We start from the raw sequence: 20,636 nt of genomic DNA, 5'->3' as shown, positions 1-20,636 counted from the left end.
GCCCGGCCAATACCCTGGATGTACCCTGATGAAAATGAGTTGGACGTGGTTCCACAAGCTGGGTTCCCCCAAATGGTTCTATGCCATCAGCGGCCGCATGCTGCCGTGGCTGACCGTTTCCTCTGTTGTGCTGCTGCTGGTCGGCATCACCTGGGGCCTGGCCTTCGCCCCCCAGGACTACCAGCAGGGCAACAGTTTCCGCATCATCTATATCCACGTGCCGACGGCCATGCTCGCCCAGTCGTGCTACGTGATGCTCGCGGTGGCGGGGGTGGTGGGGCTGGTGTGGAAGATGAAACTGGCCGACGTCGCGCTGCAGTGCGCGGCGCCCATCGGCGCCTGGATGACCGCGGTGGCCTTGGTTACCGGGGCGATCTGGGGCAAGCCCACCTGGGGTAGCTGGTGGGTCTGGGATGCGCGCCTGACGTCCATGCTCATCCTGCTGTTCCTGTACTTCGGCATCATCGCCCTGGGCCAGGCCATCAGCAACCGCGACAGCGCGGCCAAGGCCTGTGCGGTGCTGGCGATCGTCGGCGTGGTCAACATCCCGATCATCAAGTACTCGGTGGAGTGGTGGAACACCCTGCACCAGGGCGCCACCTTCACGCTGACCGAAAAGCCGGCCATGCCGGTGGAAATGTGGCTGCCGCTGCTGCTCACCGCGCTGGGTTTCTACTGCTTCTTCGGCGCCGTGCTGCTGCTGCGCATGCGCCTCGAAGTGCTCAAACGCGAAGCCCGCGCCAGTTGGGTCAAGGATGAGGTGCTGGGGCAACTCGGACGGGAGGCGGTACGATGAGCTTTGCGTCCTTCAGTGATTTTCTCGCCATGGGCCACCATGGCCTGTACGTCTGGTCGGCCTATGGCATCTGCCTGGCGGTGCTGGCGCTGAATGTCGCCGCGCCCCTGCTGGCCCGTCGCCGCTACCTGCAAGAAGAGGCGCGTCGTCTGCGCCGGGAGAGCAAACCGTGAATCCGCAGCGCAAGAAACGCCTGTTCATCATCCTCGGCCTGCTGGCCGGCGTCGGCGTCGCCGTGGGCTTTGCCCTGAGCGCGCTGCAGCAGAACATCAACCTGTTCTACACTCCGACGCAGATCGCCAACGGCGAGGCGCCGCTGGACACCCGCATCCGCGCCGGCGGCATGGTCGAGAAAGGCTCGGTGCAGCGCTCGGCCGATTCGCTCGACGTGCGCTTCGTGGTCACCGACTACACCAAGTCGGTGCCGATCACCTACCGCGGCATCCTCCCCGACCTGTTCCGCGAAGGGCAGGGCATCGTCGCCCTCGGCAAGCTCAACGCCGACGGCGTGGTGGTGGCCGACGAGGTGCTGGCCAAGCACGACGAGAAATACATGCCGCCGGAAGTCACCAAGGCCCTGAAGGAAAGCGGCCAGGCCGCCAGCGACGCGGGAGCCAAGCCATGAATGCGGCCCTGGTAATCCCCGAACTCGGCCAGCTGGCGATGATCCTGGCGATCTGCTTCGCCGCCGTGCAGGCCACTGTACCGCTGCTCGGCGCCTGGCGCGGCGACAGCCTGTGGATGGGCCTGGCGCGGCCGGCGGCCTGGGGGCAGTTTGCCTTCCTGGCCTTCGCCTTCGCCTGCCTGACCCACGCCTTCATGACCGACAACTTCTCGGTCGCCTACGTCGCCAGCAACTCCAACAGCGCCTTGCCTTGGTATTACAAGTTCAGCGCCGTGTGGGGCGCCCACGAAGGCTCGCTGCTGCTGTGGGCGTTGATCCTCGGTGGCTGGACCTTCGCCGTGTCGATCTTCTCGCGTCAGTTGCCGCAGGTGATGCTGGCGCGCGTGCTGGCGGTGATGGGCATGATCAGCGTGGGCTTCCTGAGCTTCCTGATCATCACCTCCAACCCGTTCTCGCGCCTGCTGCCGCAGGTGCCGGGCGATGGTCGCGACCTCAACCCGCTGTTGCAGGACTTCGGCCTGATCGTCCACCCGCCGATGCTGTACATGGGCTATGTGGGCTTCTCGGTGGCCTTCGCCTTCGCCATCGCCGCCTTGCTCGGCGGGCGCCTCGATGCCGCCTGGGCGCGCTGGTCGCGGCCCTGGACCATCGTCGCCTGGGCCTTCCTCGGCGTGGGCATCACCCTTGGCTCGTGGTGGGCTTATTACGAGCTGGGCTGGGGTGGCTGGTGGTTCTGGGACCCGGTCGAGAACGCCTCGTTCATGCCTTGGCTGGTGGGCACGGCACTGATCCACTCGCTGGCGGTCACCGAAAAGCGCGGGGTGTTCAAGAGCTGGACCGTGCTGCTGGCCATCGCCGCGTTCTCCCTGAGCCTGCTGGGTACCTTCCTGGTGCGCTCCGGCGTGTTGACCTCGGTGCACGCGTTCGCCGCCGACCCGTCGCGCGGTATCTTCATCCTGATCTTCCTGCTGTTCGTGGTCGGTGGCTCGCTGACCCTGTTCGCCCTGCGCGCGCCGGTGGTCAAGAGCCAGGTGGGCTTTGCCCTGTGGTCCCGTGAAACCCTGCTGCTGGCCAACAACCTGGTGCTGGTGGTGGCGGCCTCGATGATCCTGCTGGGCACCCTCTACCCGCTGGTGCTCGACGCCCTGACCGGGGCCAAGCTGTCGGTCGGCCCGCCTTACTTCGACGCCCTGTTCCTGCCGTTGATGGCGCTGCTGATGGTGGTGCTCGGGGTGGGCGTGGTGGTGCGCTGGAAGGACACTCCCGGCAAATGGCTGGCCGGCATGCTGACCCCGGTGCTGGTCGGCAGTGCAGTGCTGGCGCCGGTCGCCGGGCTGATCGTCGACGACTTCGACTGGCCGGCCCTGAGCGTGTTCGCCCTGGCCGCCTGGGTGGTGCTCAGCGGCGTGCGCGACATCCTCGACAAGACCCGTCACAAAGGCCTGGTCAAGGGGTTGGCGGGTCTGAGCCGCAGCTACTGGGGCATGCACCTGGCGCACCTGGGCCTGGTGGTGTGCGCCCTGGGCGTGGTGCTGTCGAGCAACAACAGCGCCGAGCGCGACCTGCGCATGGCGCCGGGCGAGACTGTCGAGCTGGGGGGCTATCACTTCCTGTTCGAGGGCGCCAAGCACTTCGAAGGCCCGAACTTCATTTCCGACAAGGGCACCGTGCGGGTTTCGCGCGATGGCCGCGAAGTGTCCGTGCTGCACCCGGAAAAACGCCTGTACACCGTGCAGCAGTCGATGATGACCGAGGCCGGCATCGACGCCGGTTTCACCCGCGACCTGTATGTCGCCCTGGGCGAGCCGCTGGAAAACGGCGCCTGGGCGGTGCGGGTGCATATCAAACCCTATGTCCGCTGGATCTGGCTGGGCGGTCTGCTGACCGGTCTGGGCGGCTTGCTGGCGGCCTTCGACCGACGCTACCGCGTCAAGGTCAAGACCCGGGTGCGTGAGGCCCTGGGCGTGTCTGGAGCAACTGCATGAAGCGTTGGATCATGGTGGTACCGCTGGCGGTGTTCCTGCTGGTGGCGGTCTTTCTCTACAAGGGGTTGTTCTTGAAACCCGACGAACTGCCTTCGGCGATGATCGGCAAGCCGTTCCCGACGTTCGCGCTGGCGAGCGTGCAGGGCGATCGCAGCCTCACCCAGGCCGACCTGATCGGCCGCCCGGCGCTGGTCAACGTGTGGGGCACCTGGTGCCCGTCGTGCAAGGTCGAGCACCCGTACCTGAACCAGCTGGCCGAGCAGGGCGTGGTGATCCACGGGGTCAACTACAAGGATGACAACGCCGCCGCGCTGAAGTGGCTGGCTGAGTTCCACAACCCATACCAGCTGAACATCGCCGACCAGCAAGGCTCGCTGGGCCTGGACCTGGGCGTATACGGCGCGCCGGAAACCTTCCTGATCGACGCCAAGGGCATCATCCGCTACAAGCACGTGGGCGTGGTCGATGCCACGGTGTGGCGCGAGCAGCTGGCGCCGCTGTACCAGGGCCTGGTCGACGAGGTCCGGCCATGAGGCGCTGGCTGGCGGCCGCCGTGCTCGGCCTGAGCCTGGCCGGCGTGGCCAAGGCGGCCATCGACACCTACCAGTTCCGCGACGACGCCGAGCGCGAGCGCTATCAGCAACTGACCAAGGAACTGCGCTGCCCCAAGTGCCAGAACCAGGACATCGCCGATTCCAACGCGCCCATCGCCGCCGACCTGCGCCGCGAGATCTTCCGCATGCTGGGCGAGGGCAAGGACAACCAGCAGATCGTCGATTTCATGGTCGATCGCTATGGCGACTTCGTGCGCTACAAGCCAGCGCTCAGCGGGCGCACCTGGCTGCTCTGGTTCGGCCCGGGGATCCTCCTGGGCGCAGGCTTCGTGGTGCTGGCGCTGATCGTGCGCCGCCGCCGTGGCCAGGCCGTGGCCGGCAATACCGAACTGTCCGCCGACGAACGCGAGCGTCTGACCAAACTGCTGGATAAAGAACGTACCCATGACTGAATTCTGGCTTAGCGCGGGCCTGCTGCTGCTCGCCGCCCTGGCTTTCCTGCTGTTGCCGATCCTGCGCGGTCACCGCCGCAAGCAGGCCGAACAGGATCGTACCGCCCTCAACGTGGCGCTCTATGAAGAGCGCGTTGCCGAACTGGTTGCCCAGCAGGCGGCCGGCGTTCTTGATGAACAACAACTGGCCAATGGTCGTGACGAGGCCGCCCGTGAGCTGCTGGCCGACACCGAGCGCGGCGAGGTGACGCGTCAGGGCCACCTGGGCAAGGCCGTGCCGCTGCTGGCGGCGGTGCTGGTGCCGGCCATGGCCCTGGGGCTATACCTGCACTTCGGCGCCGCGGACAAGGTCGAGCTGACCCAGGAGTTCGCCAGCGCGCCGCAGTCGATGGCGGAAATGACCACGCGCCTGGAGCGTGCGGTGCAGGCCCAGCCCGACTCGGCCGAAGGCCTTTACTTCCTCGGTCGTGCCTATATGGCCGAGCAACGGCCGGCCGATGCGGCCAAGGCCTTCGAGCGCGCCGTGGCCCTGGCCGGGCGTCAGCCCGAGCTGCTCGGGCAGTGGGCGCAGTCGCTGTACTTCGCCGCCGACAAACAGTGGTCGGCGCAATTGCAGGCACTCACCGATGAGGCGCTCAAGGCCGACCCGCAAGAGGTCACCAGCCTCGGCCTGCGTGGTATCGCCGCCTTCGAGGGCGAGCGCTACCAGGAGGCCATCGACTACTGGCAGCGTCTGCTGGCGCAGTTGCCGCAGGGCGACGCGTCCCGCGACGCGCTGCAGGGCGGCATCGACCGCGCCGCCGACAAACTCAAGGCCGGTGGCGGCAAGGTGGCCGAAACAGCGCGCCTGAAGGTGCGGGTGGAGCTGGCCGCGGCGCTCAAGGACAAGGTGCGTCCCGACGACACCGTGTTCATCTTCGCCCGCGCCAGCAATGGCCCGCCCATGCCGCTGGCGGCCAAGCGGGTGACGGTGGCGCAGCTGCCGATCGAGGTGGAGTTGTCCGATGCCGACGCGATGATGCCGCAGATGAAACTGTCGGACTTTGCCGAAGTCCAACTGGTTGCCCGAGTCTCGCGCGCCGGGCAGCCCACCCACGGTGAATGGAAGGGCCAGAGCGCCCCGCTGGCCACCGGCACCCGGGGCATCCAGCATGTGACCATCGACAGCCCCGACTCATAAGAGAGCACCCCCATGAACAGCACCGTCCGCCTGACCCTAATCACCCTGGCCCTGGGTCTTTCCGCGTGTACGGTGCATCAGCCCGGGGAGCGTGAGCCGCTGCCGCCGATCGAGACCACGCCGCCGCACAAAGGACCGGTGGTCAAGCCCTTGCCGGGTGGCCAGCCCGGCACCCAGCCGAGCAAGCCGGCGGCGATTCCCAAGCCGATGCCACGCACCTCCGCCAGCTTCGCGCCGCCGCCGGGAGGCGCCAGCCACTGGGACCCGAAGCTTGGGGTCTATGTGCTGGAGAAACAGCCCAACACCTTCTACCGCCAGCGCACCTATTACCGTTGGAACAACGGCTGGAGCTGGTCGCTGAGCCCCAACGGGCCGTGGCAGGACACCGACAGCAGTGGTGTGCCGGGCGGGTTGGGCAGGGCGTTTGGGCAATAATTGCCGTTGAGGCCTTATCGCGGGGCAAGCCCGCTCCCACGCCAGTAATGCTCATCGTCAATTGCGTGGGAGCGGGCTTGCCCCGCGATAGGGCCGGCCGCGCCAACAGCTGGCATAATCCCCCTTCGCATTCAACCGGAGGGTGGCATGAGCAAGACAGTCCTGGTGCTGGTGGAAACCGTCGATGACTACCTGCCGTTATTGGAACGGGCCGGCTACCGCCTGATCCGCGCACCGTCGCCGCAACTGCGCGCCGACGCCATCGCCCGTCATGCCGGGGAGATCGATGCCGTGCTCACTCGTGGTCCGCTTGGCCTGACAGCCGGCGAAATCGCCACATTGGTCAACCTGCGGATCATTTGCGTGATCGGTGCCGGCTACGAACAGGTCGACCTGGCCGCCGCTGCTGCCCGTGGCATCACCGTCACCAATGGCGCCGGTGCCAATGCCGCCGCCGTGGCCGACCACGCCCTGGCCCTGCTGCTGGCCCTGTTGCGCGACATTCCTCGTGCTGATGCCAGCACCCGCCGTGGCGAATGGCAGCGGGTGATCAGCCCGTCGGTGAGCGGTAAACGCTTGGGCATCCTGGGGCTGGGCGCGGTGGGGTTGGCAATCGCCAAGCGTGCCAGCCTCGGCTTCGACATGCCCGTCAGCTATCACAGCCGTACCCCGCGCAACGATGCGCCCTACACCTGGTACGACAGCCCGCTGCACCTGGCCGATGCCGTCGATATCCTGGTCGTCGCCACCCCGGGCGGGGCCGGCACCCAGCACCTGGTCGACGCGCAGGTGCTTGACGCGCTGGGCGCCGAGGGCTACCTGGTGAATATCGCCCGCGCCAGCGTGGTCGATACCCAGGCGCTGGCCGCCGCCCTGGCTCAGGGACGGATTGCCGGCGCCGCGCTCGATGTGTTCGATGACGAACCGGGCGTGTCCGATGCCCTCAAGGCCCTCGGCAATACCGTGCTCACCCCTCATGTCGCCGGCCAGTCCCCCGAGGCCGCCCGCGACACGGTCAGCCTGGTGCTGCGCAACCTGCAGGCGTTCTTTGCCGGAGAGCCGGTGCTCACGCCAGTACACGAATAGCCTTTGCTTTCACTTATCCAAGGAGTGCTGCATGCAACTCGAGATCTTCCAGGTCGATGCTTTTTCCGCCAAGCCGTTCGGCGGCAATCCAGCGGCGGTGATCCCTTTGGACAGCTGGCTACCCGATGCGCTGCTGCAGCGTATCGCCGAAGAAAACAATCTGTCCGAAACTGCCTATTTCGTTCGCAACGGTGAAAGCTACGACCTGCGCTGGTTCACACCGACGGTCGAAGTTGATTTGTGCGGCCACGCCACCTTGGCGTCGGCCTGGGTGCTGTTCGAGCAGTTGGGCGAGCAGCGCGAAGAGCTGCGCTTCAACACCCGCAGCGGTGAACTGCGGGTCAGCCGCGGCGCCGAGGGCCTGCTGGCGATGGACTTCCCGGCCAAGCAGCCGCTGGCAGTGGAGATGCCAGCGGGGTTGCTGGAGGCCTTGGGCTTGGCCAGTGCGCGAGGCTTGTATCGTACCGACGACTACATCGTGGTGATCGATGATCCAGCGGAGCTTGCGGCCTTGCAGCCCGACTTCGTGGCCTTGTCTCGCTTCGACGTGCGTGGCATCGCGGTGACGGCGCCAGGGGGAGGGTTCGATTTCGTCACACGTTGGTTCGGGCCTCGGGTCGGGGTCAATGAAGATCCGGTCACCGGCTCTGCGCATACCTCGTTGGTCCCTTACTGGGCCGAGCGGCTCGGGCAGGCACGGCTTCATTGCCAGCAGGGGGGTGCGCGCAAGGGGCAGTTGGTCTGTGAGTCACCGGGCAATGGCCGGGTAATCATCTGCGGTCATGCTGCATTGTATTTGCGCGGTATAGTGAATCTGTAACGAAGAGGGCGTACCCCCGAAGGGGTACGCTGATGGTGCAAGCTTGCCATTGTCTACTGTAGTCAGGACTTGTTTTCAGGCTCAGCGTTATCGCCGCGGGTGTCGACAATCACCAGAGGAGTCGTGGTATTTGACACAAGGCCAGATTCATTTCTCGCGGTCCATGTGGCATGGATATGGCAAAAGTCATTTGGGAACAACAGGTGATGTGCCGGGATTTCAAACTCTGTTGCCGTGTCTTTATCGTCTTCACCAACGGTTTTCAAGAAGGAGTATCTGCTCCCTTCGATAGGCGTTTCGCCATCGTCGTGTTTACCCTCAACGGCCTGGTACAGCTCGATCGAAATAATGTCACCCGGCTCCTTTTTTTTATAGTACGGTGTAATGAACTTGACCCCTCGATTGATCTCGTCCTTTGTGATTCTGCCGGAGGCATTGAGAGGGTCATATTTGCCATCGTCGAGGCTTCCTTCACCCGGAAGCTCATCGTTTCCGTGCACTGTGATCGGTTGTTCATAGGACCGCGAAGTATTCTCCTTCCCCCCTGTGATCGCTCGGGTTACCAAGAAGTGGAGCGGTTTTGTACCAGAGCCTTCTAGCGCGATCTGGGCGGCAGTCAGCGGAAACCGCAGATCGTCCGTGCCGTTCGCTTCCAGTTCAGTGACGGTACGTGCAGGGAACTTTATTGCACCATAAACGACGGAGACCTTGTCGTCCTTCTCCAAGACCTTCTTGGGTGGGAATTTTCGATCGTACAACGGTATGTAGATCGTGGCGTCCTGGTCGAATTCCTCACTGGGGATTTCATTGTATTTTTTGCTTGCGGTCTCCAGGTAAGGGGGGCGCAGGTTCGGATGCACTGGATCTTCCGGATCTGGATTTGGATCGCCCCCAACCTGGAACAAGTTAACCGCCACTGTGGTGATCTGTGAGGTGCCGGCAACAATACCGTTTCGAATAATGCGGTAGAACACCTCGATACTGGCGACTTGGTTGGCACCTGCCGTTGCCTTCTTCCACGTATCGTAGAGGGCTGCATAGGAGGGATACAAAGTCTGCGGGTTGCCTTCTTCGCCACCAGGGATAGACACCAGTTCATGCACGGCGTCACCCCACACCAGTTCGATCTTGTCACCTGGCGGGATACCCGGCGTGCCAGTATGGGCGGGTACGACCAGTTTCAGAGGCTCGCGTGCCTCCGCATCGATGATGAGACCGTCATCGTGTGCAGCAATCAGCGGCGCGAGTAGGCCTTTCAGTTCCCCCTTGAGGAGTACCTTCAGCGTCAGTGGGAGGGACGTCTCTGAAACATTGCCTGCCCGATCCGTGACTTCGTAGGTGAAAACGAGGGTGCCATCCCCCAGGGCCTCGATATCTGCCCGTAGGAAGCGCAGCGTCAATCCGTCCTTGGGACGACGACGCATGCTCCCCCGGGCTATGCGTCGAGAACGTAACGTGCTGCTGATCGTCCCCTCGATGATGTCGCCGGGCGCTAGGCCGCCATAGCCGGCAAGGGTGCATTCCAGGTATTGCTCGCCGTCCTCTTCCTTGAGCTTGTCCGAGGTCAGCCCGTTCGTTTTGATTAGCTCATCAACAATCAACTCAGCCAGCAAGGGTTCGCCAGGTTTGGTCAGGTCGACAATGAAGGATTGTGCTGGGCCGCTCTCTGTCCCTCCGCCGGAGTATTTGACTCGGTAGAAGATCGTGTGGGTGCCTTCCGTGCGAACAGCTGCAGGCAGGTCGATTTCAAAGGGGTCCCCAGGTTCTTTACCTGTGAACGTGACGGCCGGATCCAATGGAGCACCATCTACTATCAGTTGCACGCTATCGCCGTCCGGGTCCTTGATCGAGTCCGGCACTGGAAATGTGAGCTTGAGCGGGTCGGAGCTGACGCTTGCCAACAGTAAATTGTCTGCAATGCCGGACGGCGGCAATTCCGCCAGGGCGTTTGCCGGGAACACCAAGGGATCAGTAAAACCCAGTATGCCTGGCGACCGTTTGCGTGTTGGCTTGTAGAACATAGGGCACTTGCAACGCCCGGAGTGGGTAATGGATTGGCTTGGCACCTTGCCGGGTGTGTGCACGTCGATGCGAGAAGATTGGTCAGACATGGTTGCATTCCAGTGGCTAGGGGATTCACAGGGTTGCTGCTGGGCGACGTGCCCCGTCAGGCATTGCCACAGCAGTCCTACTGGCTGTCCCGGTACCTGGCGCAGCCGATGCGATCGCAGAGTCATGGTCGGAAAAAAGCGCGCGCTTGTAACCTGACAGAATTGCCAGGTCGCCACTGGCGGGTGTCTATCAACGAAGGGGGAGGCGCAAGGAGAGTGCGCTCATCGTGCGTGTTGTGGGGCCCTCGGCGTCAACCGAAGGGCCCATTGGAGGAGAGCTCGTGCACTTTGCAGTGCTCACTGAGTACCGCGGGAGTCTACGATCAGCTTGGCGGTGGTGTCGTTCTTCACCGTTTTCCCATTTCTGGTAACTTGCCATATGGAATGAATATGGCAACGTTTCTTGGGTGCGAGCAATTTGGCCGTTTCAAGGGGGAATTTGTACGCCTCGGTCTCCTCACTGGCATCGAGGACCGTATATGCCATGGTGATTCTTGACTCCTCCAAGGGCGACTCGTTATCTGTGTGTTCGATACCCTCTACCTGGACCAGATCGATTTCAATCAGGTCGCCACTTCGCTTGTGCTTGTACGGCGGCGTCACGAAATACACGATCTTGCCATCCTCGAGATCAGCCGGGATGATGCAGCAGGCGGACTTGAGGGGCGCGTACTCACCTTCTCCCAGGTCGCCATCGCCAGGCAGTTGCTCATCAGCGTCCACGAGCACTGGTTGGACCGGCCCCTGTGACGTGTTGTGGGTCGGGCCTTGGACAGGGCGCTCCACCTCATAGACCAGGGCTTGTGTGCCACCCGCTTGTTCTGCGATCAGGTCGGCCGTTAGGGCAAATTCGAGGTCAGCCTTCTTGCCGACGTCAGCGTCGCTGACGGTCCGTGGGGGAAACGCATAGGTACCGTAGCTGAGCCGGACCACATCGTCCTCGATCAGCACCGGTGCCGTCGGTGAGTGCCGGTCGAACCATGGCACGAAGAGCCTGGCGTCCTTGGCATAGTCATCTTTGGGGATGTAGTTGAGCTGCCCTGACCAGGACATCAGCACGGCTGGACGCAGGTTCGGGTGGGTCGGTACCTCTGGCTCTGGATCGCCACCCACCTGGTGCAGGTTGATGACCACGTCCAACCCTGCGGAGGTGCCGGCCACCATGCCTTCGCGAATGATCCGGTAGCTTACGGTGATGCGGGCGGTTTCATCGCGCCCCTGCGATTGCGCCTTCCAGGTGTCGTAAAGGGCTGCATAGTCCGGGTAGATCGGCAGGCGAGCACCTTCCTGGCCATCGGGGATGGGTAGTGGTTCGTGGTGGGCATCGCCCCAGATCAGCTCGATCGCGTCGCCTGGCAGAATGGGTTTGTCCGAATAGGCGGGGATGATCACTTCCAGCGGTTTGCGCGCCTCTTCATCGTTGATGATGCCATCGGCGCTGTCTGCCACTTCTGGTGCCGGAAGATTGGTCAGCTCGCCGTCGAGCAGTACCTTGAGAGTCACGGGGCGCGAAGGGAGCGAAATATTGCCGGCGCGGTCGGTGACGGTATAGGCGAATGTTTTAAGGCCATCCCCTGCACGTTCGATGTCCTCCCTCAGGAACCGCAAGATGATCTCGTCTCCAGGCCCGTATTCTTGCTCGACATCCGTTGTGCTGCCGAACCCGTCGAGGTCGGCGATCACGCCACGGATCCTGTCGCCTATTCCAAGGCCGTTGTAGCCATTGAGGGTCGTTTTGAGATAGTGCTTGCCATTGTGGATTTCGAGGGTGGCCGAGGTGACCCCGCCTTTGATGATGTCGCTATCGACGTTCAATTCGGCCAGTGACGGCAGGCCAGGTGCAGTCAGATCGACCTTGAAGGATTGGAGGGGACCGTCCTCCGATCGATTGTTCGAGTAATGTATGCGGTACTGGATCGTATGGATGCCTTCTTGGCGAGCGCTGGCGGGCAGTTCGATGGAAAAGATGTCCCCCGCCTTGTAGCCCTCGAAGGTGATGGGGATGCTGAACGCGCTCCCGTCCACGAGAAGCAGTACGGCATCCCGGGTTGGGTCGACAACCTTAGCCGGGATTCTGAACCGTAGCGTGATAGGGTAGTTCCTGAAGTCTGCCAGCAACAGGTTGTCTGCCTCGACACCCGGGAGGGTCGGAGCGAGCGCATCCTTGGGAAACACCAGTTCCTCATCAAAGCCCCACGTGGCGTTAATGCGAGCAGGTTTTCGAACCGCCTTGTAGGCGTGCCGGCTATGGCAACCACATTGCGAGGCAATGGATTTGGCCGGCAGGGTGGCAGGCCGATACTCGGCGATGAAATAACGTTCAGACATGGTTGTTTTCCTGTGCTGTCAGGGCTTCAGGTTTGGGGCTGGCGGTGACGGGCCTCGGCAGTGCTCCAAGTCGTTCCGATACCGAGTACGGTGCAAACGAACGCAGGTTCATAGTCGGGAAAAAGCGCGAACTTGTAAGCTGACAGAATTACTAGGTCGGGCTGGCGGGAGGGGGCATGCGTCGGTTTGGCCGACGCATGCCCAGGCGATCAGAAGGACAGGCGCACGGCCAGTGAAGCCGCGGTGTCGGAGAAGTCGTTGCTGCCCACTTGCTGGGCCAGCGACGCGGTGATCGTGAGGTCGCGGTTGATGCGACCTTCCGCGCCGACCTTGAATTCGGCGATGTTGCGGGTGCCGGCCTGGGTCACGCTAACGCCGTCGAGGTTGACGCCGGCCTGGCGATTGTTGTGAATCCAGTTGGTTTCGACGAAGGGCTTGAAGCTGTCGGCCAGGGTGTCATCGCCGGTGTAGTTCAGCTTGAGCGAGGCGCGGGCGCCGACACTGACGCTCAGGGTATCGCTGCCTTGGGTGGAGACGACGGTGCCGTTGTCTTCGCGGTGATCGTCGGGGGTCACACCCGACCAGACCACCTTGGCCTTGGGTTGCAGGTACCAGGCATCGCCGTCTTCGAAGCGGTCGCTGAACACATAGCCGGCTTCCAGTGACGTGGAGACGCCCTTGGCACTGTAGCGCTCGGTGGCCACGTCGTCGCCGGAGACCTGGGCGTCGAACCAGCTGTATTGCAGCACAGCGTCGGTGTACAGGCCCTGTTCGCTGTTACCGTTGGCAAACCAGGTGCCATAGACACCGGTGGTATAGCCCTTGACCTGACTGCTGGCGGAGTGATTGGTCAGCTGCGAGGTGCTGTTGCCATGGCTGTTGCCGTAGCCGGCAAAGACCCCGGTGCGCCAGGCGCCGCCGGCACGGGTCGAGCCGCCGGCCAGGTCGGCGCCGAAAAGCGTGGCGTTGCGGCTGACGTGGGTGTTGAGTTGCCCGCTGCTGTCGGTGCTGCGCTGGTGCCCGCCGCTGTGCTTCATCCACAGGTTGGTCGAACGCCCGTCGGCCGCCAGGGTGTCGGCACGTTCGGTGTCGCCGCCGCGCTGGCCGACACTGGCGTCGAACAAGGTGCTCATCGCGTACAGGTTGGCCGCGTAGGCGCCGCCTTCGGGACGGACGATCAGGATCGGCGCGTCAGGGTTGCCCGGATCGATCAATTCATTTCGCAGGTACCAGTTGCCGCTGTTGTCGCCTTCACCCCGTACCAGTTGATAGTCGTAGGCTCCGGCAACGATACGACCTGCCTGGGTGAATTCCCCGTTGGAGGCGCCGCCGACGGTGATCAGTTCGATACCATTCAAGGTCTTGGCACCGGACCCGCCGAGGTTGTTGACGCTGACTGACGTGGTGCCGCTGGTATCGCCTTCGATGATCAACCTGTCGGTTACCGAGGCATCGCCCTCCAGCTTGGTGTTGAATTCTATGCTGCCGCCATCGCCGACATAGTCGCCATGCACGGTCAGAATCCGGCCGGCTTCGTCGCCTTCCCTATCGCTTTGAAAGGTGATCCTGCCACTGTTGGTGAGAAGCTCGTCGATGGAGGAGTCAGCGGTGACGATCCATTGCGCGGAGGCACCAACATCGAGCTGGTCCACACCCTGCATTGCGCCACGCAAGATGGCTTTTTCACCGAGTGCCACATGGGTCATGGCGGTGTCGGCAGAGATGATATCGCCTTCGATTTCGCTGGTCTTGATGGTCAGGAACACGCTGGCGTCGTCCTCCACCTCGAGCAGGGTGCCATTGTTCGCATGCACCACGGTGCCATCGCGCAGGGTGATATGGGCTGTTGGGGCAATCGGCTCCGCGTCGAAGGCCTTGCCGACATGGATGGCGCTGCCGGTGGTCGAAATCAGCTGGCTGCCGGCGATATCCAGGGTGGCCACTTGATCACCGGCGTTGTCGCCCCGGCTGTCCGAGCTGATGGCAATCGCGTGGCGGGCACCATCGAGCACCGAGCCCACGACGGTGCTGGTGCCGCCGTACATCTCCAAGGCGACGCCGGACAAGGCACTGGTGCCATCATCGGTGGCGGTCACACGGCTGCCGACCAGGGTCACGTTGCTGTCGTTGTTGAGAATCGCACGCCCGGCGGCACTGATGGTGGCGCCCGTGGCGTTGAGGTGGCCGCCTTGGGTCAGTGTGATCGCGACTCCCGAGAACGAGTCCGAGGCATCGGCCTGGCTGCCTGTGTTCATGTTCAAGGTGGCGCCATTGTGCACTTGCCAGGACTCTGCAGGGCTGCCGGCCTCGACAGTAGCCTGTTCACTGCGGCCATCGAGGACGCCCGCTGTGGCCAGGGGCGTGCAGCCGAGCAGCAGGACACAGGTAAATCGATACGGTCTGCGGAAACGCAGGCGCAGGTCTTTTTTCATCGTGGACTCCGACGCGAATAAGTAAGTGGGACAGGCATTCGGGGAGCGCTGAAGAGTGCGGGAAGAAGTAAACTGAGGCTGTAGGAAAAGTCTGAGCATGGGGCGGGAAAAGGTGAACATTGGTGTCACTTCCTGGCTCATGCGTGCGGGTAGCTTGAGCCAAGGGTGATGGGAAGTAACCTGACAAAAATGCTAGTTTTCAGGTGCCAGGAAATCGGCATGGGGTACCAGGGCCCGGCTTGGGCCCTGGTTGGTAGTTCAGAGCTGAATGAGCCCGGGAGGTGAGAAGAGGAAGGTCGTATCCTTGTCGCGCCGGATACCGTAGTTGAACAAAACGGCGCCGCCTCGGTTTTCAGCTATCCAGGAGTCTAGTGCCAGAATTGTGGCTCTTTCAGGTTCATCAAATCGCTGATAACCAATGGAACGCTTTGCCACTCGTCCATTAATTATGAGGTTAACCCTGTCGCTATCTTCCCAGTCTGGGAACTCGATGTCGGCAGTGTACTTATCACCATCAGAGGTGATCTTGATGGCCGGAGTCTCCACCGCTTGAGGCTCAACGGCCACCCTGCGTGGTGTGGAGGCTATGCCATTTACAAAGCTGGTCACGGAGACCTCACTCGAGTAGCCCCCCATTGCCAGCGAATCCGGCAGCAAGAAATTCAGTGTCTCCGGTGAACGGACTGTTTTCTCCTCGCTGCGCCATTCAACAACGCCCGTTGCCTTCCACACTACAGTGACCTTTTGTCCAGCTCGCATGCCGGGGTAAGGCTCCACGTCGACCTTGAGATGCTGATCGGGTTGCACATCACGTAGGTAATCCAGCTTGTCGTTCTTGGCTTGGGGAAGTTTTGGGGCTGCAATGACGGTGTGGGTGACCGGCCGGAAAGTACTTTTCGAGAGATGTTGACCGTCCACGTGGTAGGCGACACGGATCGAACCCTTTACCAATGCTTTTACGAAGCCATTGGGAATCTTGAACAACATGTCCTCAACCGGAGAGCCGACGTTCTGGGGTTCACTTGTAAAAGGCATGTCTTCGCCGTCGGTGTTCCGACCGTATGCCTCGACGATGACAGCTTGTCCCGGCTGCAGATTCTCATTCGCAGGCACCACCACCGCCAGGTCGGCGGTCAACAGGTACCTCATGTCGATCTCTTCGTCTTCATGTCCATCGACAAGAAGGCGCGGCGCGGCGGGCTGTTCGGGATAGTCGAAGTCTACATCCACCGTCGTGGACGGAGCCAGGAGGGAGTAATTGCCTGCATCGTCGGTAATACTGTAGCGCAGCGAAGTTCTACCGCCAGGGATCTTGGATTGCAAGTCGTCGAGGACGATCACCGTGTCGTTATCGGTATCATCAATTCGGATGCTGCATTCATATCCGGACCAATGTATCGTCAAGGTGTCGTAGCCGGATTGATAAGTCCATTTGGGGACCGTTATGGTGACCTTCTCGGTGTCTCCTGCCAGCCATTCAGGGACGATTGAGGCTTTTTCCAGCTTGTAGTTTTCTTCTGGGAACGGCAGGTCTTTATCAGGGTCCCCGGGGATCGTGGTCTTGATGAGTAGTGCGGTTTCATCCGAGGGGAATTCTATTCCGCCTGGGAAACTTATGAACTTGTACCAGAGTCCATGCAAGCCTTCTTTTGTATTTATAAAATGTTCTGCAGTAGGTTCTAACACTATGACGCCGGTCTCGTCTTTTTTGACGAATCGACTGTATATCATGGTGTTGTCCAGAAATAACTGGATGTCATCGCCATCCTCTACGTCGAGGTACGGGCCAACACGCGTTTCAAGAATCTTCTTCGGATTGTGCAACAAATCATAATAACCGAGTCCACCATTCCCCTGGCCATCGTCGTCGGCATCCACCATTTTCGGAGGCATCAAGTTGGCGTAGGGAGTGGGGTTGGTGCTGGTGTAATTTGTGGTGCTTGTAGTTGTAGTTGTAGTTGTAGTTGTGGTTGGTGTTGACGTCGTTGTCGTTGTCGTTGTGATATGAGTGGCGGATGTTGTAGTGTTTTTCGCGGGTGTATTGGACGTGCTGCTCATAGGTGCTTCTCCTGGCCGGCGCGGGGGACAGGCATTGCCGGAGCTTCCAAGTTAGGAATTGTGCTGCTATGTAACAACTGGCAAAAATGCTAGGTCGAATGGGCACGAGCGGGCCTGAATTATCCGGGGTACGGCCACGCACACTTGCCTACGAGCGCCTGGCCAGGATGCTGGGCTGAGGCAGGGTGATGCCGGACATGCCTGGAGCCTGCGCCTATACTGCAACTCCCCGGAACAACCGCAAGGAGCCCTAAGATGCCCGTGGAAAAACAAGGCAGTTGCCTGTGTGGTGCAATTCACCTGAGTGCAACAATCGACAACACCCATGTCAGCGCCTGTCATTGCAGCATGTGCCGAAAATGGACCGGTGGCCCGCTGCTGGCGGTCCATTGCACCGAGCCCCCGAAATTCGAGGGCCCAACCCCGAGCGTCTATGATTCCTCCCCCTGGGCCCAGCGCGGCTTCTGCGGCCGGTGCGGTACGCACCTGTTCTACCGCTTGAAAGAGGGCAACCTCTATGTCGTGCCGGTCGGCCTGCTGGACGGCACGGAAAACTGGACCTTCACCGAGCAGATCTTCATCGACGAAAAACCCGCCTGGTATTGCTTCGAGAACGAGACCAAGAACCTCACCGGCCAACAGATCTTCGAACAGTTCGCCCCGTCCTGAGCCGACCCGCCTTGCCAAACTCAAGCATTCCTGAGAAAAGGGCGCCCACCAAAACCGTCTCGAGGAACCTGCCATGAGCAGTGAGCTGCAAGTCATCGATCTACACGAAGGCGACGGCAAGTCCGTGGTCAAGGGCGCGCTGATCACCACCCAGTACCGCGGCACCCTGGCCGACGGCAGCGAGTTCGATTCGTCCTGGTCGCGCGGCAAGCCGTTCCAGTGCGTGATCGGCACCGGCCGGGTGATCAAGGGCTGGGACCAGGGCCTGATGGGCATGCGCGTGGGCGGCAAACGCAAGTTGCTGGTGCCGGCGCACCTGGGCTATGGCGAGCGCTCGGTCGGTTCTATTCCACCGAATTCGGACCTCACCTTCGAGATCGAGTTGCTGGAAGTACTGACCCGCGACGATTGAGGCGCGCGATGGCAGGGAACCGGGTGATGGAGACCTTGCGCTGTAGTATTAGCTGCTTGATCTGGGAAATTTCCTACCTGTTTGTCAGGTGTTGGCTGGCATATGGAGCGGTATTTCCACAGGTATCGTCCCAGGTTCTCCTGGCTCTTTGTCCAGAGCCTTACTGCCCGAGAGCCACTGATGTACGAGGATCCTGTTCAGATCGCCCTGTCGCTGTTCATAGGCTTTGCCATTGATCGCTGGTTGAGGTCACCCCGGCTGCGTACCTGGCTTGGCGTGAGTCTTCTCACTATTGGGGGGCTCGGTATGCTGTTCTTGCACCGTGAAACGCTCAATGGTGCTGATGTGGTGCTGTGGAAGTCTTTCGCTATCGTGCTGGGTGTATGCCTGATTGTATTCAGAGATCGCTACGAGGATGCGACGTGACGTTGCTCTCTCAACGCTTTGACTCAAGCCTTTGGGGCTCACCGGTCTTGCGATAGACCGGAACTGTGCTGACCCGCGACGATTGAGCCGCGAGCAATAATTCAGCAACACACATGCGTTAACGTGGCCTTTGTCCATGGAACGGCATGTGCGCCCAGGGAGGAACCAAACGGGTCGAAGGCACTCTGAGCCTCACTCGCTGCCACGGATGGCATTCACGACAGGGACGACCAGCAGCCAAGGCTGCCGGACCATGTGGCGGGGCAACCCAGTACCCCTTGCCACAAGAGTCCGTCCCAGATGAAGCTGCCCACCTTCCTTCGCCGTCGTCGTCACCTGTTGTTGAGCCTGACGCTCGCCGCTGCGGCTGTGCCGCTGGCCCTGGATGTGGTCGAAAGCCGCGCGCAACCCGTGGATGGCACCCAGACCCTGGTCTTCCTGCGCCACGCCGAGAAGCCCGGCGAGGGGCTGGGGCAGTTGAACTGCCAGGGGCTCAACCGCGCCCTGGACCTGGCCACCTTGCTGCCCGAGCGTTTCGGCAAGGCTGACTACGTATTCGCCGCCAACCCTTCGCGGGGTGTCGAGGAAGGTAGCCAGGATGAGCGCTACAGCTATATCCGCCCGCTGATGACCATCAGCCCCAGCGCCATCCGCCTCGGCTTGCCGGTGAACATCGACTATGGCGCCAACGACACCGAGGATCTGGCGGACGAGCTGCTTAGTAGCAAATACCGCAATGCGACGGTCTACACCGCCTGGTCCCGCGGTTATCTCCCGGAACTGATCAACACCGTGGCCGGCAAGGCCCTGGGCGAAGAGCGGGTGCTCACCGAAGACTGGCATCGCGACGACTTCGATACCTTGTACGTGCTCACGCTGACCTGGCGCGATGGCAAGGCGACCCTGCTCAGCCGTAACCTGCGCCAGGGGCTCGATCACGGCGAGTCTGGCTGTCCGACCTGACCTGCTGTTACTGTCTGGCCATCAGGCCTGGACGGGAACGGATGCATGAACCAGCGGGTGACAGTGATCGGCGGCGGGGTGGTCGGCCTGGCGACGGCTTATGCGCTGGTGCGCGACGGCTGGCAGGTCGACCTGGTCGAGGCCCGCGACAGCCTGGCCAGCGCCACAAGTTTTGCCAACGGCGGGCAGCTTTCGTACCGCTACGTGGCGCCACTGGCCGATGCCGGTGTGCCGTGGCAGGCGCTTGGCTGGTTGTTGCAGGGGGACTCGCCGTTGCGCCTTCGGTTGCGTCTGGACCCAGCGCAGTGGCGTTGGCTGGCGGCTTTCGTCATGGCCTGCCGTACCTCCGTCAATCGCCGTAATGCCGCTCGGCTGCTGAGTCTGGCGCTCGAAAGCCAGGCGGCTTTGCAGCGCTGGCGCGAGCAGGACGGCCTCGATGATTTCGCCTGGCGGCGCAATGGCAAGCTGGTCGCATTCCGTACCCAGCGTGCATTCGACCACGGGCGCCAAAACTTGCTTGATCCCCACAGCCAGCGAACACTGGATGCCGCCGAACTGCGCGAACTCGACCCGGCGCTTTTCGATGCACCGTTCGTTGGCGGCGTGTTCACCCCGGACGAAGAGGTCGCCGATTGCCACCGTTTTTGCCTGCGTCTGGCCGAGCGCCTGGAGGCGTCGGGACAATGCAGGTTGCTGTTGGGGCGACCGGTGACACGGCTGATAGCGCACGATGATCAGGTGCTGGCCCTTGAGCTGGGCAACGAACGGCTGGAAGTGCAGCACCTGGTGCTCTGCGCCGGGCACCGTAGCGCCGGCCTGGCATTGCCGGGCTTGAATTTGCCGGTCTATCCCTTGAAAGGCTACAGCCTGACCGCGCCGATTGGCGCCGCGCATCGGGCGCCCGATGTGAGTATCACCGACTACGAGCGCAAGATCGTCTATGCCCGGCTGGAGGATCAGCTGCGTGTGGCGGCGATGGTGGACATCGTCGGTTACGACGAGTCGGTGGATGCCGGCAGGCTCGCGAGCATGCGACGGCTGGCGCGCGAGACCCTGCCGGAGGCCGCTGATTACAAGCAGGCGGTGGAGTGGGCTGGGATGCGGCCGGCGACGCCGACCGGAGTGCCGATCATCGAGGCCACACGGTATCGCAACCTGTGGCTGAACCTGGGGCATGGTGCGCTGGGGTTCACCTTGGCGTGTGGCAGTGGCGAGCGGCTGGCGAGGCTGTTGCGCTGACCTTGTTGGCCTCATCGCAGGGCAAGTCGGGTCGCCGCATCGCCGCTCCCACGGGTTGCTTTTGA

General features: G+C 62.2%; 19 protein-coding genes. 15 read left to right on the top strand and 4 right to left on the bottom strand.

Going from position 1 to position 20,636, the window contains the following annotated elements:
- Window positions 1–28 precede the first annotated feature (28 nt).
- The 10 genes from PRtIB026_RS21570 (at window position 29) to PRtIB026_RS21525 (ending at window position 7,933) form a co-directional block, all read left to right on the top strand.
- Window positions 29–796: a heme ABC transporter permease gene (locus PRtIB026_RS21570; RefSeq protein ID WP_232856545.1), complete on the top strand. Its 768-nt coding sequence runs from the start codon at window positions 29–31 to the stop codon at window positions 794–796.
- The gene (gene ccmD, locus PRtIB026_RS21565; protein ID WP_011534872.1) at window positions 793–969 is read left to right on the top strand and encodes a heme exporter protein CcmD; all 177 of its coding nucleotides are present in this window, start codon (window positions 793–795) and stop codon (window positions 967–969) included. Before PRtIB026_RS21570 ends, ccmD begins: the two co-directional genes overlap by 4 nt.
- A complete protein-coding gene (gene ccmE, locus PRtIB026_RS21560) occupies window positions 966–1,421 on the top strand; it encodes a cytochrome c maturation protein CcmE (protein WP_028691020.1) in 456 nt (151 codons plus the stop codon). The genes ccmD and ccmE overlap by 4 nt, the downstream gene beginning before the upstream one ends.
- The gene (locus tag PRtIB026_RS21555) at window positions 1,418–3,406 is read left to right on the top strand and encodes a heme lyase CcmF/NrfE family subunit (RefSeq protein ID WP_203651682.1); all 1,989 of its coding nucleotides are present in this window, start codon (window positions 1,418–1,420) and stop codon (window positions 3,404–3,406) included. The genes ccmE and PRtIB026_RS21555 overlap by 4 nt, the downstream gene beginning before the upstream one ends.
- On the top strand, window positions 3,403–3,939 hold the full coding sequence (locus PRtIB026_RS21550; RefSeq protein ID WP_203651685.1) for a DsbE family thiol:disulfide interchange protein: 537 nt from the start codon (window positions 3,403–3,405) through the stop codon (window positions 3,937–3,939). The genes PRtIB026_RS21555 and PRtIB026_RS21550 overlap by 4 nt, the downstream gene beginning before the upstream one ends.
- Entirely contained in the window at window positions 3,936–4,412 is a 477-nt protein-coding gene (locus PRtIB026_RS21545) for a cytochrome c-type biogenesis protein (RefSeq protein WP_203651687.1), read from the top strand. The genes PRtIB026_RS21550 and PRtIB026_RS21545 overlap by 4 nt, the downstream gene beginning before the upstream one ends.
- On the top strand, window positions 4,405–5,592 hold the full coding sequence (gene ccmI, locus PRtIB026_RS21540) for a c-type cytochrome biogenesis protein CcmI (RefSeq protein WP_203651689.1): 1,188 nt from the start codon (window positions 4,405–4,407) through the stop codon (window positions 5,590–5,592). The genes PRtIB026_RS21545 and ccmI overlap by 8 nt, the downstream gene beginning before the upstream one ends.
- Before the next feature lie 12 nt (window positions 5,593–5,604).
- Window positions 5,605–6,027 (top strand): hypothetical protein, encoded by a 423-nt coding sequence (locus PRtIB026_RS21535; protein WP_203651691.1) that lies wholly within the window; start codon window positions 5,605–5,607, stop codon window positions 6,025–6,027.
- Window positions 6,028–6,174: 147 nt separating this feature from the next.
- A complete protein-coding gene (locus PRtIB026_RS21530; RefSeq protein ID WP_267812911.1) occupies window positions 6,175–7,113 on the top strand; it encodes an NAD(P)-dependent oxidoreductase in 939 nt (312 codons plus the stop codon).
- A 31-nt stretch (window positions 7,114–7,144) separates the two neighbouring features.
- Window positions 7,145–7,933 carry a PhzF family phenazine biosynthesis protein gene (locus PRtIB026_RS21525; protein ID WP_203651693.1) on the top strand — a complete coding sequence of 263 codons (789 nt, stop codon included), beginning with the start codon at window positions 7,145–7,147 and terminating at the stop codon, window positions 7,931–7,933.
- Between the two features lie 62 nt (window positions 7,934–7,995).
- Here the strand turns inward: PRtIB026_RS21525 and PRtIB026_RS21520 are convergent, their stop codons facing one another.
- The 4 genes from PRtIB026_RS21520 to PRtIB026_RS21505 form a co-directional block, all read right to left on the bottom strand.
- Complete coding sequence (locus PRtIB026_RS21520) at window positions 7,996–10,044, bottom strand: hypothetical protein (RefSeq protein WP_267812909.1); 2,049 nt, start codon at window positions 10,042–10,044, stop codon at window positions 7,996–7,998.
- Between the two features lie 297 nt (window positions 10,045–10,341).
- Window positions 10,342–12,372 (bottom strand): hypothetical protein, encoded by a 2,031-nt coding sequence (locus PRtIB026_RS21515; protein ID WP_203651699.1) that lies wholly within the window; start codon window positions 12,370–12,372, stop codon window positions 10,342–10,344.
- A 209-nt stretch (window positions 12,373–12,581) separates the two neighbouring features.
- A complete protein-coding gene (locus tag PRtIB026_RS21510; protein ID WP_203651701.1) occupies window positions 12,582–14,804 on the bottom strand; it encodes an autotransporter outer membrane beta-barrel domain-containing protein in 2,223 nt (740 codons plus the stop codon).
- A 258-nt stretch (window positions 14,805–15,062) separates the two neighbouring features.
- Complete coding sequence (locus PRtIB026_RS21505; protein ID WP_267812906.1) at window positions 15,063–16,862, bottom strand: hypothetical protein; 1,800 nt, start codon at window positions 16,860–16,862, stop codon at window positions 15,063–15,065.
- Between the two features lie 255 nt (window positions 16,863–17,117).
- Between PRtIB026_RS21505 and PRtIB026_RS21500 the strand changes: the two genes are divergently transcribed.
- The 5 genes from PRtIB026_RS21500 to PRtIB026_RS21480 all read left to right on the top strand — a co-directional run bounded on the left by PRtIB026_RS21500 (window position 17,118) and on the right by PRtIB026_RS21480 (window position 20,571).
- Window positions 17,118–17,531, top strand: coding sequence for a GFA family protein (locus PRtIB026_RS21500; RefSeq protein WP_203651704.1), 414 nt, complete (start codon window positions 17,118–17,120; stop codon window positions 17,529–17,531).
- Between the two features lie 73 nt (window positions 17,532–17,604).
- Window positions 17,605–17,943, top strand: coding sequence for an FKBP-type peptidyl-prolyl cis-trans isomerase (locus PRtIB026_RS21495; protein WP_203651705.1), 339 nt, complete (start codon window positions 17,605–17,607; stop codon window positions 17,941–17,943).
- 180 nt (window positions 17,944–18,123) lie between these two features.
- Complete coding sequence (locus PRtIB026_RS21490) at window positions 18,124–18,369, top strand: hypothetical protein (RefSeq protein WP_203651706.1); 246 nt, start codon at window positions 18,124–18,126, stop codon at window positions 18,367–18,369.
- Window positions 18,370–18,669: 300 nt separating this feature from the next.
- Complete coding sequence (locus tag PRtIB026_RS21485; protein WP_203651707.1) at window positions 18,670–19,332, top strand: histidine phosphatase family protein; 663 nt, start codon at window positions 18,670–18,672, stop codon at window positions 19,330–19,332.
- Between the two features lie 45 nt (window positions 19,333–19,377).
- Window positions 19,378–20,571: a D-amino acid dehydrogenase gene (locus tag PRtIB026_RS21480; RefSeq protein ID WP_203651709.1), complete on the top strand. Its 1,194-nt coding sequence runs from the start codon at window positions 19,378–19,380 to the stop codon at window positions 20,569–20,571.
- Window positions 20,572–20,636 lie beyond the last annotated feature (65 nt).

This window comes from Pseudomonas sp. RtIB026 (assembly GCF_016861355.2).
Lineage (GTDB): Bacteria > Pseudomonadota > Gammaproteobacteria > Pseudomonadales > Pseudomonadaceae > Aquipseudomonas > Aquipseudomonas peradeniyensis.
The sequence above is the reverse complement of the archived record's forward strand: the minus strand, read 5'-3'. Positions and strand labels throughout refer to the sequence as shown.

Excerpts from the sequence above, each read along its gene's own strand:
- PRtIB026_RS21570 (WP_232856545.1), top strand. The coding sequence starts at position 29 with ATGAAAATGAGTTGGACGTGGTTCCACAAGCTGGGTTCCCCCAAATGG.
- ccmD (WP_011534872.1), top strand. The coding sequence starts at position 793 with ATGAGCTTTGCGTCCTTCAGTGATTTTCTCGCCATGGGCCACCATGGC.
- PRtIB026_RS21555 (WP_203651682.1), top strand. The coding sequence starts at position 1,418 with ATGAATGCGGCCCTGGTAATCCCCGAACTCGGCCAGCTGGCGATGATC.
- PRtIB026_RS21550 (WP_203651685.1), top strand. The coding sequence starts at position 3,403 with ATGAAGCGTTGGATCATGGTGGTACCGCTGGCGGTGTTCCTGCTGGTG.
- PRtIB026_RS21545 (WP_203651687.1), top strand. The coding sequence starts at position 3,936 with ATGAGGCGCTGGCTGGCGGCCGCCGTGCTCGGCCTGAGCCTGGCCGGC.
- ccmI (WP_203651689.1), top strand. The coding sequence starts at position 4,405 with ATGACTGAATTCTGGCTTAGCGCGGGCCTGCTGCTGCTCGCCGCCCTG.
- PRtIB026_RS21535 (WP_203651691.1), top strand. The coding sequence starts at position 5,605 with ATGAACAGCACCGTCCGCCTGACCCTAATCACCCTGGCCCTGGGTCTT.
- PRtIB026_RS21530 (WP_267812911.1), top strand. The coding sequence starts at position 6,175 with ATGAGCAAGACAGTCCTGGTGCTGGTGGAAACCGTCGATGACTACCTG.
- PRtIB026_RS21525 (WP_203651693.1), top strand. The coding sequence starts at position 7,145 with ATGCAACTCGAGATCTTCCAGGTCGATGCTTTTTCCGCCAAGCCGTTC.
- PRtIB026_RS21520 (WP_267812909.1), bottom strand. The coding sequence starts at position 10,044 with ATGTCTGACCAATCTTCTCGCATCGACGTGCACACACCCGGCAAGGTG.
- PRtIB026_RS21515 (WP_203651699.1), bottom strand. The coding sequence starts at position 12,372 with ATGTCTGAACGTTATTTCATCGCCGAGTATCGGCCTGCCACCCTGCCG.
- PRtIB026_RS21510 (WP_203651701.1), bottom strand. The coding sequence starts at position 14,804 with ATGAAAAAAGACCTGCGCCTGCGTTTCCGCAGACCGTATCGATTTACC.
- PRtIB026_RS21505 (WP_267812906.1), bottom strand. The coding sequence starts at position 16,862 with ATGAGCAGCACGTCCAATACACCCGCGAAAAACACTACAACATCCGCC.
- PRtIB026_RS21500 (WP_203651704.1), top strand. The coding sequence starts at position 17,118 with ATGCCCGTGGAAAAACAAGGCAGTTGCCTGTGTGGTGCAATTCACCTG.
- PRtIB026_RS21495 (WP_203651705.1), top strand. The coding sequence starts at position 17,605 with ATGAGCAGTGAGCTGCAAGTCATCGATCTACACGAAGGCGACGGCAAG.
- PRtIB026_RS21490 (WP_203651706.1), top strand. The coding sequence starts at position 18,124 with ATGTACGAGGATCCTGTTCAGATCGCCCTGTCGCTGTTCATAGGCTTT.
- PRtIB026_RS21485 (WP_203651707.1), top strand. The coding sequence starts at position 18,670 with ATGAAGCTGCCCACCTTCCTTCGCCGTCGTCGTCACCTGTTGTTGAGC.
- PRtIB026_RS21480 (WP_203651709.1), top strand. The coding sequence starts at position 19,378 with ATGAACCAGCGGGTGACAGTGATCGGCGGCGGGGTGGTCGGCCTGGCG.